Below are 16,012 nucleotides of genomic sequence, written 5' to 3' on the forward strand. Positions count from 1 at the left end.
CAGGTGCCCGTACGACTCTCAGCAGGCTCGAACTCCTTCGCGGCAATCAATATCCAACCGTAAACCTCACGCGCTCGTGCCTCGGTCGCTCCGCCTCGTCGAGCAGCGCAACGGCCAGGTCCTCCAACGAAATCCGTGAATCTCCCTTGGTATCGAGCAGCAGCTCGTCTTTGCCGACCCGGTACGTGCCGGTGCGAGCGCCAGGAGAGAGCTCGGCCGGAGGGCTCAGATAAGCCCAATTCACGCCGGTGGAGTCGGTGCGGCAGGTTTCGAGTTGATCGGCGCAGGCTCGTGCGATGGGGAGGTACTCGGGGGGAAGGAAATGCGGATCGTCGAGGAGCTTGCCGCCGGTGCCGGGGATGGTCAGGGTGGCGGCGCCGCCCACGATCAGGAGGCGGGTGCCGGTGCGGGCGGCGCCGGCTAGAAGGGACTTGGTGCTGGCGACGAGCTCGCGTTCGCGGCCGGGTGCCGGACGCGTTGCGCTGATGGCGACGTGCTGGCCGGCGCTCAGGGATATGACGTCGTCGAAGGTGGCGGCGTCGCCGGCGCGGGGTTTGGCGGCGGGGTGCAGATCGTGGAAGCGGGCGGGGTTGCGCACGACGGCGGTGACGTCGTGGCCGCGGGCGATGGCCTCCGCCACCACCCGGCTCCCAACATTTCCCAAAGCTCCGAAGATGACGATACGCATGGATAAGCTCCTCGAGGGGGACGCGGGGTTCATTACGTCGATGCGGTTCGCGACGAACCGTTCGAGCTCGGCGCCGGCGCGCCTTCGGAAGCGTTCGACGGCGACGATGGGCCGGGCGCCGCGCTGCGGTCGGTGCGGAGCTGGGCGGCGACGAGGGAGGCGAGGACCACCAGCGCGCCTACGGCCTGCGACGCCGTGAGCTCTTGGCCGAGCACCAGCCAGCCCAACGCGGTGGCCACCACGGGGCTGAGCAGACCGAGGAACGTCACGTCGGTGGGCGGAAGGAGACGGATGCCGCGGAACCAAAGGGCGTACGCCACCGCGCAACCGAGGATGCCGAGGTACCCGTAGCCCACGACGTTGGCGAGGCTGAGGGTCGCGGGCGGCGGGCCCTCGACCAGCAGCGCAATCGGCAGCAGCAGCAGGCCACCCGCGACGAGCTGCCAACCCGTGGTCGCCAGCACGGGCGCGGGCGACGTCCATCGTTTGCTCAGGACGATCCCGCTCGCCATCACGACCGCACCGCCCGCCGCGGCCGCGATGCCCACGGCGTCCAGCCGCGCGTTGGCGCGAAGGACCAAGAGGCTGACGCCCGCCACGCCGGAGATGCCGGCGAGCGCCGTGCGCAAGGACACGCGCTGGCCGAGCAACCCCCACGCGAGACCCGCCACGATGAGCGGCTGCAAGGAGCCGACGGTGGCCGCGATTCCACCCGGAAGGCGGTAGGCTGCGACGAAGAGCAGCGCGAAGAACGCGCCGATGTTGAGCGCGCCCAGCACCAGCGCCCGCCACCACCAGATGCCCTGCGGCAGGCGCCGCGTGAGCGCCACCAGCACCAAGCCGGCCGGCAGCGCCCGCACGACCGCGGCCAAAAGCGGGCGGCCCGGCGGCAGCAGCTCGGTCGTCGCGAGGTAGGTGCTCCCCCAGATCATGGGGGCCAGCGCGGTGACGAGGATGGTTCGGAGGCGATTGCTTAGCACTAAGACAAGATAACTCACCGCTAAGCTACCCGCCAGATCTATCTTACCGCTAAAGTATCGGGTACGCTGAGGGCGTGCCGGACCACGTGGACCGAATCGTGAAGCAGTGGAAAAGTGAGCGCCCGGACCTGGACGTCTCGTCGATGGCCGTTATCGGCCGCCTCTCGAGGCTGACGCGGATCGTCAGCGCGGAGCTGGCGCGCACGTTCGAGGCGCATGGGCTCGACTCGCCATCGTTCGATATGCTCGCCACCTTGCGGCGCAGCGGGCCACCGTATCGCCTGACCCCCACCAGCCTGACGCAGTCGTCGATGGTGACCTCGGGGGCCATCACCCAGCGGCTGGATCGCCTGGAGGCGCGCGGTTTGGTGACGCGCACCCCGAACGAAGCCGACGGACGCGGGGTGCTCGTCACCCTCACCGAAGAGGGGCGTGCGCTCATCGACCGGGCCCTGCCCGACCACGTCGCCACCGAGAACCGACTGCTCTCCGCCCTCGCGCCCGACGAGCGCAAGGCCCTCGCCAAGACGCTTCGCCATCTCTTGAAGTCGCTCGGCGACACGACCGAATAGCGCCGCTCATTTTCCCCTGCGCAGAGGGGCGTTCACCCGACGCGGGTGCAGGCGCCGCCATCGACCTCCGTCCTCGTCCGCTCGTCCGCTCGCAGGATCACTCCCCATGGCTCGGAAAGGCCCCCGGCGGGTGCGCATCGTGCGCGTCGCGTACCGCGTGCGGCTCCCGCGCCTCCCGCACCACGGACGGCGTCTCGGGCTCATTTCCCCAAAGCCCCGCGACGGCGGTGAGCGCCGCCGTCGCAAGCACCATGACCCACGACCGCCGGAGCCCATCGAGCCCCGCGGCGGGCGACGCCCCCAGCACCGCCACCAAACCCGCCACGCCGAACGCAGAGCCGAGCTGGCGCGCCATCGTCAGCACCGCCGAGCCGGACGCCAGATCGGCGCTCGGTACCGCGCGCGCCTTGGCGAACAAGGTAGGCTGAATCAGCCCATTGGCCACACCCCACACGATGAAGCTCGGTAACACCACCACGCCGTAGTCGGGCACGGTGCCCGCCAAAAAGAGCAACCACGTGGCGGCGCCCGCGAAGAGCAAGGCGCCGGCGACGACCATGGTTCGAGCTCCCAACCGCGCGGAGAGCCGCCCCGCAAACAGCGACACGAGACTGGCGGTGAAGGGCCCCGGCACGATGCCGATCGCCGCCTGCAGCACCGAAAAGTGCCAATGGTCGGTGAGGAGCAAGGTCGTGCCGACCAGCATCATGGCGAAGCCCACGTAGTACGCGAAGATCCCCGCGGCCCCGGCGCGGAAGGTGCGCGCGGCGAAGAGCCGCGGCGCGACGATGGGATCGGGGTGCCGCCGGACGTGCACCACGAACACCGCCGCGACGAGGAGCCCCGCGCCGAGGGTGGACCACGTCCGCCACGGCGCCCAGTCCCGCACCTCGACCAGCGCCGTGCACACGAGCGCCATGGCGCCGAACACCAAAAGGGCGCCGAGGAGATCGATCCGGCGACGGATCCTCTCTTCGTACGCCGGGAGATAGAGCGCGCCTGCAACCACGGTGGCGAGGACGAGCGGCACGTTGATGAAGAAGATCCAGCGCCAGCTCAGGACCATGAGCAGCCCGCCCAGAACTGGCCCGCTGCTCGCCGCCGCCGCCCCCACCGCGGCCCATATGCCGATGGCGGTCCCCCGTTCGCGCGGCTCGAACGCCGAGAGAACGAACCCCAACGAGGTCGGCATGAGCATGGCCGCCGCCATGGCCTGCGCGGCGCGCGCGACAATCAGCGATGCGAGCCCCGGCGAGAACCCGCACGCGAGCGAGGAAACGCCGAACAGCACCGTCCCGGCGAGAAAACATGCGCGCCGCCCCGCGCTGTCGGCGAGGCGGCCCGCGGGGATGAGAAACGCCGCCAGCAGGATGGCGTACACGTTCAAGATCCACGACACGTCGGACAACGACGCCGGCGCAAAGGTACGCTCGAACGCCGGATAGGCGATGTTCACCACCCAAAGGTCGAGGATGGTGAGGAAGTTGGCCGCCGACGCGATCGCCAGAACGAGCCATGGGCTTCCGCTTTTTCTTGGAACGGGTCGAGTCATGCCCGTTCACGTTGTGGCGGGCTGGCAATCGCAACCAGTGGCAAAAATGACAATGTCCGCTAAAGATATGACATGCCCACTGGTCGCGTTGCGGTCGCCGTCACCGAGGACATGCACCTCTTCGAGATCGCCATCCCGTGCGAAATCTTCGGACGACCTCGCCACAATCTGGCCGATCCCTGGTACGAGCTCCGGATCTGCGCGGAGCATCCCGGCCAAACGAAGGTGGGTGCGGGCTTCGTGGCCGGCACGTCGCACGATTTGAACGGCCTCGACGAGGCCGACACGGTCATCGTGCCGGCGCGCGCCAATGTGCTCGACGGTGCCCCGCCCGCGCTCCTCGCCGCCGTGCGCAAAGCCCACGCGCGCGGCGCGCGCATCGCTTCCATCTGCACGGGGGCGTTCGTGCTCGCGGAGGCGGGGCTGCTCGACGGGCATCGCGCCACCGTGCACTGGATGTATGCGAGCCTCCTCGCGCAGCGGTTTCCCAAGGTGGTGGTCGACCCGGCGGTGCTCTATGTCGACAATGGGCAAGTGCTGACCAGCGCGGGCGCGGCCGCAGGGCTCGATCTGTGTCTGCACTTGGTGCGCTCGGATCTGGGGGCTGAAATCGCCAACCGCCTGGCGCGGCAATTGGTGATCGCGCCGCACCGCCCCGGCGGGCAAGCGCAATACGTGCGAACGCCCCTCCCTGCAAAGGAAGACGATAGCCTCGCTCCCCTCCTCCATTGGACCGTGGAACATCTGCACCGCCCCATCACCATCGCCGACATGGCCAAGCGCCAGAGGCTCACCCCGCGCACCCTCATCCGGCGCTTCTGCGCGGCCACCGGCACCCCACCGCTCAAGTGGCTCTTGACCCAACGTGTCCAAAAAGCCTGCTCGCTGCTCGAATCCACGGACGAAACCCCTGCCCGCATCGCCGAGCTCTGTGGCCTCGGCAGCGAGGCCAACCTCCGCCACCACTTCGCCCGCATCGTCGGCGTACCGCCGAGCGGCTACCGCCGCGCCTTTCGGAGCCAACATGCTGCTCCCGCGACGAACGGCGGGTGAACCCGATTAGAAGAGCCCGGGGATCACCCGATACCGCACCACCGCGCAATAACGCCGATACCTGACGTCGGCGCCGAGGAGCCGCTCCTCCGCCATGAGCCGCAGGAGCTGCAGGCCGGAACAAATCGCATAGAGCGCGACGTTTCGCGCGCTGGCGTTCATGAGCGCAAACCCCAAATGCGCGAGCGCATAACCAGCATACATCGGGTGTCGCACGAAGCGGTATGGCCCCGAATATTTCAAGCCGCGATTGGCCGGAACGCACCCGAAGCTCCGGCCGAGGACGAGCTTGGCGTGCAGCTGCACGAGCGTCCCCCATACGATGATGCTGCCGGCGAGGGCCGGTGAAACGAGCGAGTGCCCGGGGTCCGGCGTGACCAGCATCGGCGCGGCGGTGGCCATCGTCGCGAGCGCCCAGTCGCGCGGGCGGGTCGACACGTCGAGGCTCCCACGGCGGAGCACGACGAAGACGAGGACCATGCCCTCCGACGGCACGAGGAGCAAATTCCCCAGGCTGACGGTCTGCGCGCCGATGGCCCCGACGATTCGCGCGATCAGCGCGCCATACAGCACCACGACGAAGAGCCGTTCGACGAGGTCGAGGACGAGGGCATATTTCTTCATCGGACCAAATACACCTCCGTCGATTTGTAACCGAAGAGCTCTTGCGAAGGCCGCGACGAGGTGGTGGCCGCGCAATCGACCGAGACGGAGATCGACTTGTTGGGCGCCCCCGTCGCGCCCGTGATGCGCGTCTTTACGTATCCGGCGACCGTTTGAACGTTGGAGAGGTTGCCCGACGGGCAAAGGGGAACGTCGAAGATGGGGAGATCCACGCGCAGGCCATTCGGCGACAGCGCGAGCGCCGATTGGATGTACACGATCATCGAGCTCGATAGGTTGGTGCCGTTCGAGATGGCGATTTGCGTCTTGACCGATGTGGACTTGCAGCCGCCGGGAGAGCACGAGCACGACCCGCCCAGGAGGGGTAGCTGCACCCCGAGGAGGGAGTTCAGGGTGCACCACATGGCGCACTCGAGATCGGGTGTATTGGGCACGGTCAACGAGAGCAAGGTGAAGGCGGCGTTGTTGCCGTTCGAGTTGAACGAGAGAGTGGCGTTGCAATTCAGATTTCCAAAGGCGTCCAACACGCTGCAGCTCGGGAGCGCGAGCACGAAGCCGCAGGTCGCGCTCGGGCCGCCCCCCACCGCGATGGCGGTGGCCGTGATGTCCTGCTCCTCGATGCCGAGAAGAGGGCCGAAGTAAGCCTCGACGGCGTTGCCGGTGGCCGCCGTGCGGCGCGTCGTGACCCGGACCGCGTTGACGGTGTGAGCCTTCAGCAAGGTCGGCGTGAACGTTTTGTTCGTGAGATCCCACTTGCCCAAGGTGACGTCGGTCAACGGAACGGTGACGGCCGTGCCGTCGGCGCGGTTCGCGCCCCCATACGTTTGCGCGGAGGTGATGGCAAATGGGAATTGCGTGGCGAGCCCGTTGAGATCGCGCACGCCCGCGAGCGCGGCGGCGTCGGCGGCATTTTGGAGCTCGCTGCGGACGAGCCAGAAATGACCGACGTCGACGACCAGCGCCAGGATCCCGCCCACCACGAAGACGAGGAGGAGCGCGAAGAACACCGAGGTGGCACCGCGCTGGCGCACGCGGGTGCGCGCGCGCCGGCTCATCGCGGATGCTCGGGGGGCGGTGGCGCCGCACCCGCACCCGTGGAAGGCGGCGCCACGATCAAGACCGGCTCGCGGTAGCTCGCGCCAGGCGTGCCCACCGGCGCCAACGACTTAAGATGCGTTCGGGCGATCGTCGCCGCCTCCTCCGGATCGAGCGGCGGATTGGGCTTCACCGTGGTGCCTGCGTCCAAATCGATGACCTGCGCCCGAAAGGCGGCGCGGTTGGCCTCGCCGAAATGAGAGCTCATATGCGTTCGGTCGCACCCCTCGGAGAGGAGCAAAAGGAGCCCGACTGGAGCCAGCGATGTGCACATCGAAATACGACGTAGGCGTCTCATGGCGTCTTCGTCTCCTCGCGGCCGCCGGGAGGACAAGCGCGTTGCGCGTTCTCGGACGCCGCGCGCAGCAGCGGGTTTTCGGAGGCCGCGTGGCGGTAGAGCGCGCACGCGGCGCGTACGTCCCCCGCTTGCTCGTACGCGTATCCCAGGTTGTTCTCGGCCTCGTCGTCGCTGCCGCCGTGGTCGAACTCGCGCTTTGCGCGATCGAACTGGCGGAGCTTGCCGTAGACGAATCCCAAGTTGTTGCGCATGCGCCGGGAGAACGGGTCTTGCCGCAAACCCTCTTGGAGCGCGGCCTCCGCGTCGCGGTAGCGGCCGCGAACATACAACGCGACACCCAAGTTGTTGGCGTATGCGCCCTCGCTGGGACGCAGGCGAATCGCGATCCGGAAGTCTTCGAGGGCGGCGTCGCCCCCGTCGCCGCGCACCTCGCGGAGGATGCCTCTCCCCGCGTAGGCGCCGGCCATCTTCGGGTCGAGACGGATGGCGGTGGCGTACGCGCGCTCGGCTTGCTCGAACAGGGATTGCTCGCGGTAGACCGTCCCAATCAACGTATGCAGCTCGGGATCGTGGGGGCGCTGCGCGATGAGCGCGATCAGCTGGCGGCTGGCGGCCGACCACTCGCGATGGCCGGCCAGAGCAAACGCCAATTCTTTTCGCAGCGCGGGCCCGTCGACCATCGGCTTTTCGGGGGGCGGCGCGGAGGCCGCGCGCGAACAACCGATGCCGGCCGTGGTGGCCAAGAGGAGCACGGTGGCGGAGAGAAAACGCATCATGATGGGTGCCTCAAGGCGGGACTGAGCGAGGTGACGATTCGAACGATGGCCGGGCCGAGGATGACGCAGAAGAGCGAAGGCAGAATGCAGGCGATGAGCGGGAGCATCATTTTGACGCTCGCCGTGGCGGCTTTCTCCTCGGCGCGGTGGGACCTGCGCGTGCGCATGGAGGCCGCGTGGGTGCGGAGCGCCTGACCGACCGCGGTGCCGAACATCTCCGTCTGGATGACGATGGCCGAGAGCACGCGCAGCTCCTCGACCCCCGTGCGCTCCGCCAGCCTGCGGAACGCCGCCGCGCGGGCCACGCCGGCGTGAATTTCCATGGTCGTTTGCCGAAGCTCGCTCGCCAGCTCCGGCGCCGAGAGCTCGATCTCCCGCGCGATGCGCGCGAGCGCCGCGTCGAGCCCGAGGCCGGCCTCGACGCACGTGACGATGAGATCCAAGGTATCGGCCAGCGAGCGGGCGAGCGCCGTTTGGCGCGATTGAACGCGCGCCTGCAACCAGACATTGGGCGCATAGAACCCGACCGAGAGCAGCACGATGACCAGCATGCGTACCCTCGGAATGGGCGCGGGCAAGAGGGCGCTCGACACCAGAAGGCCGCCGCCGAGCGCGAGCGCCAACGCCATCTTCGCGCCGAAGAAGGTCTCGACGGCGTGCTCGTCGCGGATGCCCGCGTGCACGAGCGTCTTGCGCACCCTCCCCATTTCATTGGCTTCTTTTGGCCGCGCCAGCCCGCCCAACGATCCAAGGAGCGACTCCCATGCGGCGCCCTCCTCGGGGGCCACCGGGCCCGCTTCGGAGGCCGGCGCGCGCGTCACCCGCTTGGCGCGCTCCAGCACCGCGTCGCGCGGCGCAAACGCAAAGGCGCGCAGGCCGAGCACCAGCGCGATGGCCGCGACGCTGGCCAGCCCGGCGCCAAATAAGATGATGGGATCCATCAATAAACCACCTTCGTGAGCTGCCGAATCCAGAGAACGCCAATCGTCCAGAGCATCACGCCCGCCACGAGGATCATGCGCCCGAGGCCGTGGCCGAGCTCCGCCAGATACGGAGGGTTGGTGATGGCGATGAGGAACGCCACCAAAATGGGGAGCGTCCCCAGGATGACGCCGGAGATCCTGCCCTCCGCGGTGAGCGCGCGGAGCTTCGAATAGAACTTGAAGCGCTCGCGGATGGTGTCGGAGATGCGCTCGAGCATCTCGACCAGATTTCCCCCCGTCTCGCTTTGGATGCGTACGGCCACCGCCAAAAGCTTCAAATCCAAGCTGCCCGGTACGCGGCTGGTCATGCCGTGCACGGCCGCCTCGAGCGAGAGCCCGAGGTTCTGCTGCTCGTAGGCTTTTCCGAACTCCGCCGCGATGGGCAGCGGACACTCTTGCGCCACGAACTTGAACGAGGCCGGCAACGCGTGACCCGCGCGAACCGCGCGCGCCATCATTTCGAGCGCATCCGGGAGCTGCTCCGAAATCGTGCGCGCCCGCGCCGCGCGCGCACGAAGGGTCAGAAGGAGCGGCACGGCGCCGAGCAGCGGTGCAAAAACCAGCGCGGCGATTGGACGATGCAGCCACGCCGCCCCGACCACTCCGAGCAGGGCGAGCACGCCCATCCGCAGCAGCATGCCAGCCACGCTCGTCTCCGAGTCGCTCTGATCGAGCAAGGCCTCGAGCCTCTCGGCGAAATCGAAGTTGGATAAGAGCTCATTGAGCCATCTGGACGACGCCAGCCGCCGCTGGCGCAAGATGCGAGGCCCCACGGCCTCCGAGCCCACCATCTGGAGCCGCCGCCGCAGCTCCTCGGCGGGCCGCTCATCCACATAGCGCACGAAATAGTACACAGCCTCCGCGCCCGCAAAGGCGGCGAGCAGCAGCACCACCCAAAGAAGCCCCGTCATCCGCGCCTCTCCCCCACCGCCAACAGCGAGCGCGGAATATCGAAGCCCGCGCGCTCCAACGCGGCGAGCAGCATCCCCCACAAAAGCCCGCTCATCCGCGCCTCTCGCGCAACGCGAAGAGCGAGGGCGGAATGTCGAAGCCCACGCGCTCCAATGCGGCGAGCAGCACCTCCCAAAGAAGCCCGCTCATCCGTGCCTCTCCCCCACCGCCAACAGCGAGCGCGGAATATCGAAACCCGCGCGCTCCAACGCGGCGAGCAGCATCCCCCACAGAAGCCCGCTCATCCGCACCTCTCCCCACCGCCAACAGCGAGCGCGGAATATCGAAACCCGCGCGCTCCAACGCGGCGAGCAGCACCCCCCAAAGAAGCCCGCTCATCCGCGCCTCTCGCGCAACGCGAAGAGCGAGGGCGGAAGTTCGAAGCCTGCGCGCTCCAGGCGTTCGGCGCAGCGCGGGCGTAGGCCGGTCGGCGCGAACTCACCGATGGCGCGGCCCTCCGCGTCGGCGCCGTGCTGCCGGAAGACGAAGACGTCTTGCATTTGAATGACCGTGCCTTCCGTGCCGGTGATTTCGGAGATGGCCACGACCCGTCGTTTGCCATCGGCGCCGCGCTGCAATTGCACGATGAGATCGAGCGCGCGCGCGAGCATCTGACAGACGACCTGCTCGGTCACGTTGAGGCCCGACATCCCAATCATGGCCATCATGCGCGTGACGGCGTCGCGCGCCGTGTTGGCGTGGAGGGTGGCCATCGAGCCCTCGTGCCCCGTGTTCATCGCTTGGAGCATGTCGATGATCTCGGCCGAGCGGATCTCGCCCACGATGATGCGGTCGGGGCGCATGCGCAGGCTGTTTCGGACCAAATCGCGGGTCAGGACCTCGCCCTTGCCTTCGACATTGGGCGGGCGCGTCTCGAGGCGGACGACGTGCTGCTGCTGGAGCTGCAGCTCGGCCGCGTCCTCGATGGTGACGATGCGCTCATAATCGGGAATGAAGGACGAGAGCGCGTTCAGCATCGTCGTCTTTCCGGTGCCCGTCCCGCCGGCCACCAGGATATTGAACTTCGCTTTGACGCACGCCTCGAGGAAGACCCGCATGGCCTCGGTCATGGCCCCCGCCTGCACCAGATCGGCCGTTCGAAGCGGCGCGCCGCCGAACCGGCGAATGCTGAGGAGAGGGCCGTCCACCGCGAGCGGCGGGATGATGGCGTTGACGCGCGAGCCATCGGGGAGGCGCGCGTCCACCATGGGCGAGGCCTCGTCCACCCGGCGGCCCACGCGCGATACGATTCGGCTGATGGTCTGCTGCAGGTGGTCGTTGTCGCGAAAGCGCAGCGACGTGAGCTCGAGCCGGCCTTTGCGCTCGACGTAAATGGTGTCGAACGTATTGACCAGAATGTCGGAGATGGAGGGATCGCGAAGCAGCGCCTCCAGCGGCCCGAGGCCGAGGATGTCGTCGATCAGCTCGTGGACCATCTTCTCGCGCTCGCGCCGGTTCAAGGGCAGATTCTTGTCCGCCACCATCTGCGCGAGCAGCGCGGTGAGCTCCTGCGTGAGCCGCTCGGTGGTCAGCCGGCCGAGGGTCTCGAGATCGAGGCGGTCCACCACGCGCGCGTGCAGCGATGCCTTGAGCCCATGGTAAACGTCTGGCTCCAGCGCCGCGGCGGCGTCGGACACCGCGGCGCGATTCATGGATCCGTTAGGTTGCTTCAGGCGAGCGTCGAGCGACATCGTAGCCTTCTCCCTTCTTCTCGGCGGAATCGGTCACGGGGCGGGGTGATTCGAGGCGGCGAAAGAGCGCGCGGAAAAAGCCTCCGCGCTCCACCTCGCCCGCGCCGGAGAGGCGGGCCGCGAAGGCCGTCATATCGGAGACCGCCTTCGAGCGCGGCGCCACCTCGGCGAGAGGGATCCCGCGGTTCATGGCCGCGCTCGCCGCGCCGGGATCGTCGGCGATGGTGGAGCGAACCTCGAACCCCAAGTTCTCGGCCATCGATCCCGGATCGATGCTGCCCCGAGGATGATAGCGGTTGATCACCAGCCCGACTTTGTCTTTTTCGTAACCGAGCCGCTGGAGCAGATCGAGCCGGTATTTGGCATTCCGTAGCGCGATGACGTCTTGCGTGAGGACCAACTCCACGTGGTTCGACGCGTCGAGCACGGCCACCGACGACTCGTCGAACCCGCGCAGGCCATCGCATACGACCCAATCGAAGTGGCGCGCGGCGAGCTGGAGGAGCGCCGTGATTTGCGCGGGGGCCACCGGCTCGCCGTCTTCTTGCGCGAGCGCGTCGGCTTGCGCCACCACGAAGGGGCCGGAGGCGTGGCGGGCGAGCGAGGAGAGCAGGAGCTCGCGATCGAGCCGGTGCAGGTTCTTGACGATATCCGCCATCGATCCGCGCGGCGCCATATCCAGAAAGGCGAGGACGTCGCCGAGCTGCCGATCCAAGTCGACGAGCAGCACCCGCGCGTCCTTTCGGCAGAGCGCGCACGCCAGATTGACCGCCAACGTGGTCGCGCCCACGCCCCCCTTCGCAGGAAACAGCGATACGATCGTCCCCCCCTGGCGCGCCGCTGCCTCGCGCCGCAAGAGCGGCTTCACCACGTCGGCGAGCCCCTGCCCTTCGCGAAAGAGCGCGAACTCGCACGCGCCGGCGCGCATGGCGCGCAGGATCACGTCGGGATCTTTGTCCTCGGCCAGGGCGATGATCTGCACATTGGCGATGACCCTCCGGACCTCCTCGACCATACGCAGACCGCGCTCGAGATCGCCCGCGAGGTCGACGATGACGATGCGCCCCTTGGTCATGGCCAAGGTCCCGAGCTCCCGGCTCACGAACGCCGTGCCCGTCAACGCCGATTTTGCCCGCGCGTACCGCTCGCGCGACGCCCCCAGAACGACCACGGTCGGAAGCTCAGACATGGATGGTCCCTCGTTCGAGCGCGCCATGTTCGAATGCACGCTCGAGGGCGCGAAGCTCGAGTGCACGATAGGTGCTCGTCATCGGATATACCCCACTTGACCGGCGGGCCCGCCGAGGTGATGCCCCGGCACGGAGACCGCCTCCCCGCGGGAGGGCGGATGGCTCGGGCTCTGCGCCGTGCGACCGAGCACGAACAACGCAAAGTCGTCCGGATCGTTGACCTCGTCGCCGCCCGGGAGGGCGGGCGCGGCGCGCCCTCCGAGCGGGTGCACCAGGCGCGCGGTGATGACGACGAGGAGCTCGGTCTCGTCCCGGCGAAACTGCGAGGAGCGAAAGAGCATCCCCAGGATGGGAATGTCCCCGAGCCCCGGCACCTTGGCCATCGAGTTCCGCGATTTGTCGGACAAGAGGCCGGCGATCGCGAAGCTTTGCCCATCGCGCATACGCACGGTGGTGTCGCTCTGGCGGGAGCTGAGCCCCGGGACCGTGAACCCGCCGATCTGCACGCCCACCGAGGGATCGATCTCGGACACCTCGGTGGCGAGCTTCAAATTGATGAGCCCATCGGAGAGCACGGTGGGGGTGAAGACGAGCTGAATACCAAATTTTTTATATGTAACTTGCACGGTGCCGAAGCCCGTCGCGAGGGGAATGGGGAACTCGCCGCCCGCGAGAAACCGCGCTTCCTGACCGGTCATCGAGACGAGGGTGGGCTCGGCGAGCGTCTTGGCGAGCAGGTTCTGCTCGAGGAGCGAGAGGACCACGGAGAACGGGAACTGCGATAGCCCCGAGAAGAAGAGCGAGAACGCATCGGCGCGTCCCCCCGGGTAGACCGCGGGGACGCCCGGAATGTCCGCGCCCGGAACGCGATTGGGCGCGGCGTTGGCAAACGCGCCCACCGCCTGCGCGGGACCCGCCATTCCGCCGACCCGGTCACCGTTGTTGTGAAAGAAGTTGAACCCGACTTCGCGCAGACCCGTGCGCGACACCTCGGAGAATTTCACCTCCAACTGCACTTGCTGATGGCCGCGCACCTTGAGCTGATTGGCGATCTTCTGGGCGTGCAGCCGTCCCACGGCGAGGGCGCGCTCGGGGACGCGGATATCCGACACTTCGCCGGAGAGGACGACGAGATCGCCGGCGGACGACGCGACGATGTCCTCGCCGGGGAAGAGCTCTTTCAGCTGTTTTTGCAGGGCGTCCAGGTTGCGCGAGACATGGAGGGAGAGGACGAGCGGCACGTCCGATTTGTCCCAGACGGTGAGGTACGTATCGCCTACTCCTTTGGCGGTGAGGAGAAGTTGCGTATTCGTGATGACCTTCAAGTCCGCCACCTCGGGGTTGGCGACCGACACCCGCCCCAGCGCCGAGGACATTTCGAGGAGCCGGTTCTGTCCGACCTCCAGGGAGAGCTCCCGCGACGACGTCATCTCGCGGCTGATCCGCAACGTTTGCGGCTCCGCGTGCGCGCGGCCCGCGCCGAGCGCGAGGAAGAAGGCAAACGCTGCGGCCACGGTACCTCGGGCGATAGGCTTGTTCACCGGGTCCCTTTCGTGGCGAGCGGCCGGGGTTCGGATGCGACATTTCTCTTTTCGATGCGGTCGCCGTGGAGGACTTCGACCACATCGACGGTGCTGGCCTGCGCCTGCGCGAGGGCGACCGGGGCGGGGTGCGCGGGCTTGCTGCGGCGGCGGACGGGCGTCTCGGGTGCAGCGGGCGGCGGCGGCGCGGGGGCGGCGTGGGGCGCGTCGAGCAGCTCGCGCGGGGACACGCCGTGCGTATCGGCGCTGTCGCTGTCGCTCTGCGAGCGCATGGTGAGCTGGAGCTTGCCCTGGGTCGACGAGAGGGCGAGGCGCTCGGCTTCGTCGGGCGACACCAGCAAGGTCACCGCCGGCACCGTCTCGGGCTTGTTGCCGTCGGTGGCCAAGCGCTGCCCGGCGGCGAGGACGCGAATGTTTTGCAAAACGATTTTGGACCGATATTCCGGCTGGCCCGCGGGCGCCCAGGAGCCCAAAGGCTCTTGCATGGTGGTGATGACGTCCACGAGATCGCCAGGGTGAATGAAGCCGCCGACGCCGACGACCTCGTTCACGGGGACCGTCATGGCGCGCATGTTGGGAGGGATGAGCGAGGCCATGCCCGGCGCCGCGCCCTTTGGGCTCAAACGCGCTTCGACGATGGGTTCGCCCGCGACGAGGGCCGCGCTGGTCACCCGGCCCTCCACGTCGCCCACCCGCTCGAAGGAGCCCTGCGGCCGCGCGCTGGCGGGCCAGTCCACGATCTTGAGCTGGTCCGGTGTCAGCTTGGAGGCAACGGGCACGTCGACCGCGGCCACCACCACGTTGTTCACCGCCACGGGCGTGCCCGACCCGGCGTGGCGCGCGACATATCGAACGACCATCCACGCCGACGCCGATCCGGCCGCGAGCGCGATGGTCATGAATACGATCGCGCGCACCCGTACCTTGCGCGACGCGCCGCCGGGACGTGGTGGCGCTTTACCGATCGTGCCCTCGGAGGAATAAATGGCCATGGGATCCGTCTCGTGAATGTCAATCGAGTGCCGCGATCAGGGGGTCCCCCGCATGGTGGCGGAGGTCTGAACGCGGACTTGGCCCCCGCCGCCGCTGGGCATGGGGACCAAGGTGAAGCCGGTCAATCGGACGAAGTCGAGGGTGAGCGAGACCGAAAACCGGGGGCTCCCCGAGGAGGTCGTGCAGGTGGCGGTGACGCTCGGTGCATAATCGGCGGGGAGCAAATTGGAGAGCGCCTGGCTCGTAGCCGCGACGCCGGCGTTGGTGGCTGCCGTGTTCGGACACGCGCCCGGGACCGTGGTGGCGGTGCGCGCCCCCTCGCGAACGGCGTTCGTGCACGCCAGATCGACGAAGAAGTACCAGCCGTAATCGATCATCCCCAGAAGAAGGAGCGAGAACGGTAGAAGGATGAGCGCAAATTCGATGGACGCCGTGCCCGAGCTGGGCCGCAGCCAGAGCTTTTGCCACGACGCGCGCTTCATCCTCGCGCTCCTGCGAGGAGCTCCCACAGGGCAGCCAGCGTCAGCGCCACCCCATAAGGGATGCCCCGCGCGCGCTCGCGGCCGGCGAGGTGCTCTGGGGAGGGCACCGCGAGCTCACCGAAGCGCGCAAAGGACACGATGCTGCAAAGGACGCGAAGCCGGTCGCCCGCCTTCAAACGCAGCATGAACACGAACGCCAGGACCCCGCCGGCGGCAGCGCCCAGCACGAGGATGCGCACGGCGGAGAGAGCGCCGACCCAGGCTCCGACCGCACCCAGATATTTCACGTCGCCGCCGCCGACGAGGCCCTTGATGTAGGGCCCCAAAAGCAGCATCACCCCCGCCCCCGCGCCGAACAGCGATGCCAGCGCGCCATATGGCCCGCCGGCAAAAGCCGCATGAACGAACCCGGTGATCGCGATGCTCGCGGTCAGCGGGTTGGGGATCCTACGCCAGCACGAATCGATGATCGCAGCAGCCGTGATTGCACAGCAAAGAAAGACGAGCGAAATACCATCCGGCGCGGGAGCGTACATGAGCGTC

At 68.0% G+C, this 16,012-nt stretch carries 17 protein-coding genes; 2 read left to right on the plus strand and 15 right to left on the minus strand.

The features are described from left to right. Positions 1–46 precede the first annotated feature (46 nt). Complete coding sequence (locus LZC94_30180) at positions 47–688, minus strand: NAD(P)H-binding protein (GenBank protein WXB12109.1); 642 nt, start codon at positions 686–688, stop codon at positions 47–49. A 32-nt stretch (positions 689–720) separates the two neighbouring features. Next, complete coding sequence (locus tag LZC94_30185; protein ID WXB12110.1) at positions 721–1,668, minus strand: EamA family transporter; 948 nt, start codon at positions 1,666–1,668, stop codon at positions 721–723. 98 nt (positions 1,669–1,766) lie between these two features. Here LZC94_30185 and LZC94_30190 point away from each other — a divergent pair, with 98 nt between their 5' ends. Further along, positions 1,767–2,240 (plus strand): MarR family transcriptional regulator, encoded by a 474-nt coding sequence (locus tag LZC94_30190; protein WXB12111.1) that lies wholly within the window; start codon positions 1,767–1,769, stop codon positions 2,238–2,240. Between the two features lie 97 nt (positions 2,241–2,337). Here the strand turns inward: LZC94_30190 and LZC94_30195 are convergent, their stop codons facing one another. Then, on the minus strand, positions 2,338–3,792 hold the full coding sequence (locus LZC94_30195; protein ID WXB12112.1) for an MFS transporter: 1,455 nt from the start codon (positions 3,790–3,792) through the stop codon (positions 2,338–2,340). Between the two features lie 72 nt (positions 3,793–3,864). Between LZC94_30195 and LZC94_30200 the strand changes: the two genes are divergently transcribed. Beyond that, positions 3,865–4,845 carry a DJ-1/PfpI family protein gene (locus LZC94_30200; protein ID WXB12113.1) on the plus strand — a complete coding sequence of 327 codons (981 nt, stop codon included), beginning with the start codon at positions 3,865–3,867 and terminating at the stop codon, positions 4,843–4,845. A gap of 6 nt (positions 4,846–4,851) precedes the next feature. Here the strand turns inward: LZC94_30200 and LZC94_30205 are convergent, their stop codons facing one another. The 12 genes from LZC94_30205 to LZC94_30260 form a co-directional block, all read right to left on the minus strand. Next, positions 4,852–5,469: a hypothetical protein gene (locus LZC94_30205; protein ID WXB12114.1), complete on the minus strand. Its 618-nt coding sequence runs from the start codon at positions 5,467–5,469 to the stop codon at positions 4,852–4,854. Next, a complete protein-coding gene (locus LZC94_30210; protein ID WXB12115.1) occupies positions 5,466–6,524 on the minus strand; it encodes a pilus assembly protein TadG-related protein in 1,059 nt (352 codons plus the stop codon). The genes LZC94_30205 and LZC94_30210 overlap by 4 nt, the downstream gene beginning before the upstream one ends. Then, positions 6,521–6,772: a hypothetical protein gene (locus LZC94_30215; protein WXB12116.1), complete on the minus strand. Its 252-nt coding sequence runs from the start codon at positions 6,770–6,772 to the stop codon at positions 6,521–6,523. Before LZC94_30215 ends, LZC94_30210 begins: the two co-directional genes overlap by 4 nt. Positions 6,773–6,858: 86 nt before the next feature. Next, positions 6,859–7,638 carry a tetratricopeptide repeat protein gene (locus tag LZC94_30220; protein ID WXB12117.1) on the minus strand — a complete coding sequence of 260 codons (780 nt, stop codon included), beginning with the start codon at positions 7,636–7,638 and terminating at the stop codon, positions 6,859–6,861. Beyond that, positions 7,635–8,579: a type II secretion system F family protein gene (locus LZC94_30225; protein WXB12118.1), complete on the minus strand. Its 945-nt coding sequence runs from the start codon at positions 8,577–8,579 to the stop codon at positions 7,635–7,637. The genes LZC94_30220 and LZC94_30225 overlap by 4 nt, the downstream gene beginning before the upstream one ends. Next, positions 8,579–9,532 carry a type II secretion system F family protein gene (locus tag LZC94_30230; GenBank protein ID WXB12119.1) on the minus strand — a complete coding sequence of 318 codons (954 nt, stop codon included), beginning with the start codon at positions 9,530–9,532 and terminating at the stop codon, positions 8,579–8,581. Before LZC94_30230 ends, LZC94_30225 begins: the two co-directional genes overlap by 1 nt. A gap of 375 nt (positions 9,533–9,907) precedes the next feature. After that, the gene (locus tag LZC94_30235; GenBank protein ID WXB12120.1) at positions 9,908–11,224 is read right to left on the minus strand and encodes a CpaF family protein; all 1,317 of its coding nucleotides are present in this window, start codon (positions 11,222–11,224) and stop codon (positions 9,908–9,910) included. 7 nt (positions 11,225–11,231) lie between these two features. After that, positions 11,232–12,452, minus strand: coding sequence for an AAA family ATPase (locus LZC94_30240; GenBank protein WXB12121.1), 1,221 nt, complete (start codon positions 12,450–12,452; stop codon positions 11,232–11,234). A 78-nt stretch (positions 12,453–12,530) separates the two neighbouring features. Then, a complete protein-coding gene (locus tag LZC94_30245) occupies positions 12,531–13,994 on the minus strand; it encodes a type II and III secretion system protein family protein (GenBank protein ID WXB12122.1) in 1,464 nt (487 codons plus the stop codon). Further along, positions 13,991–14,986, minus strand: a complete 996-nt coding sequence (cpaB, locus tag LZC94_30250; protein ID WXB12123.1) for a Flp pilus assembly protein CpaB — start codon at positions 14,984–14,986, stop codon at positions 13,991–13,993. The genes LZC94_30245 and cpaB overlap by 4 nt, the downstream gene beginning before the upstream one ends. Before the next feature lie 36 nt (positions 14,987–15,022). Then, positions 15,023–15,469: a pilus assembly protein gene (locus tag LZC94_30255; protein ID WXB12124.1), complete on the minus strand. Its 447-nt coding sequence runs from the start codon at positions 15,467–15,469 to the stop codon at positions 15,023–15,025. Continuing rightward, positions 15,466–16,005, minus strand: coding sequence for an A24 family peptidase (locus LZC94_30260; GenBank protein ID WXB12125.1), 540 nt, complete (start codon positions 16,003–16,005; stop codon positions 15,466–15,468). Before LZC94_30260 ends, LZC94_30255 begins: the two co-directional genes overlap by 4 nt. Positions 16,006–16,012: the final 7 nt, after the last annotated feature.

The sequence above is a fragment of the Sorangiineae bacterium MSr11954 genome, from assembly GCA_037157815.1.
Classification (GTDB): Bacteria; Myxococcota_A; Polyangia; order Polyangiales; family Polyangiaceae; genus Pendulispora; species Pendulispora albinea.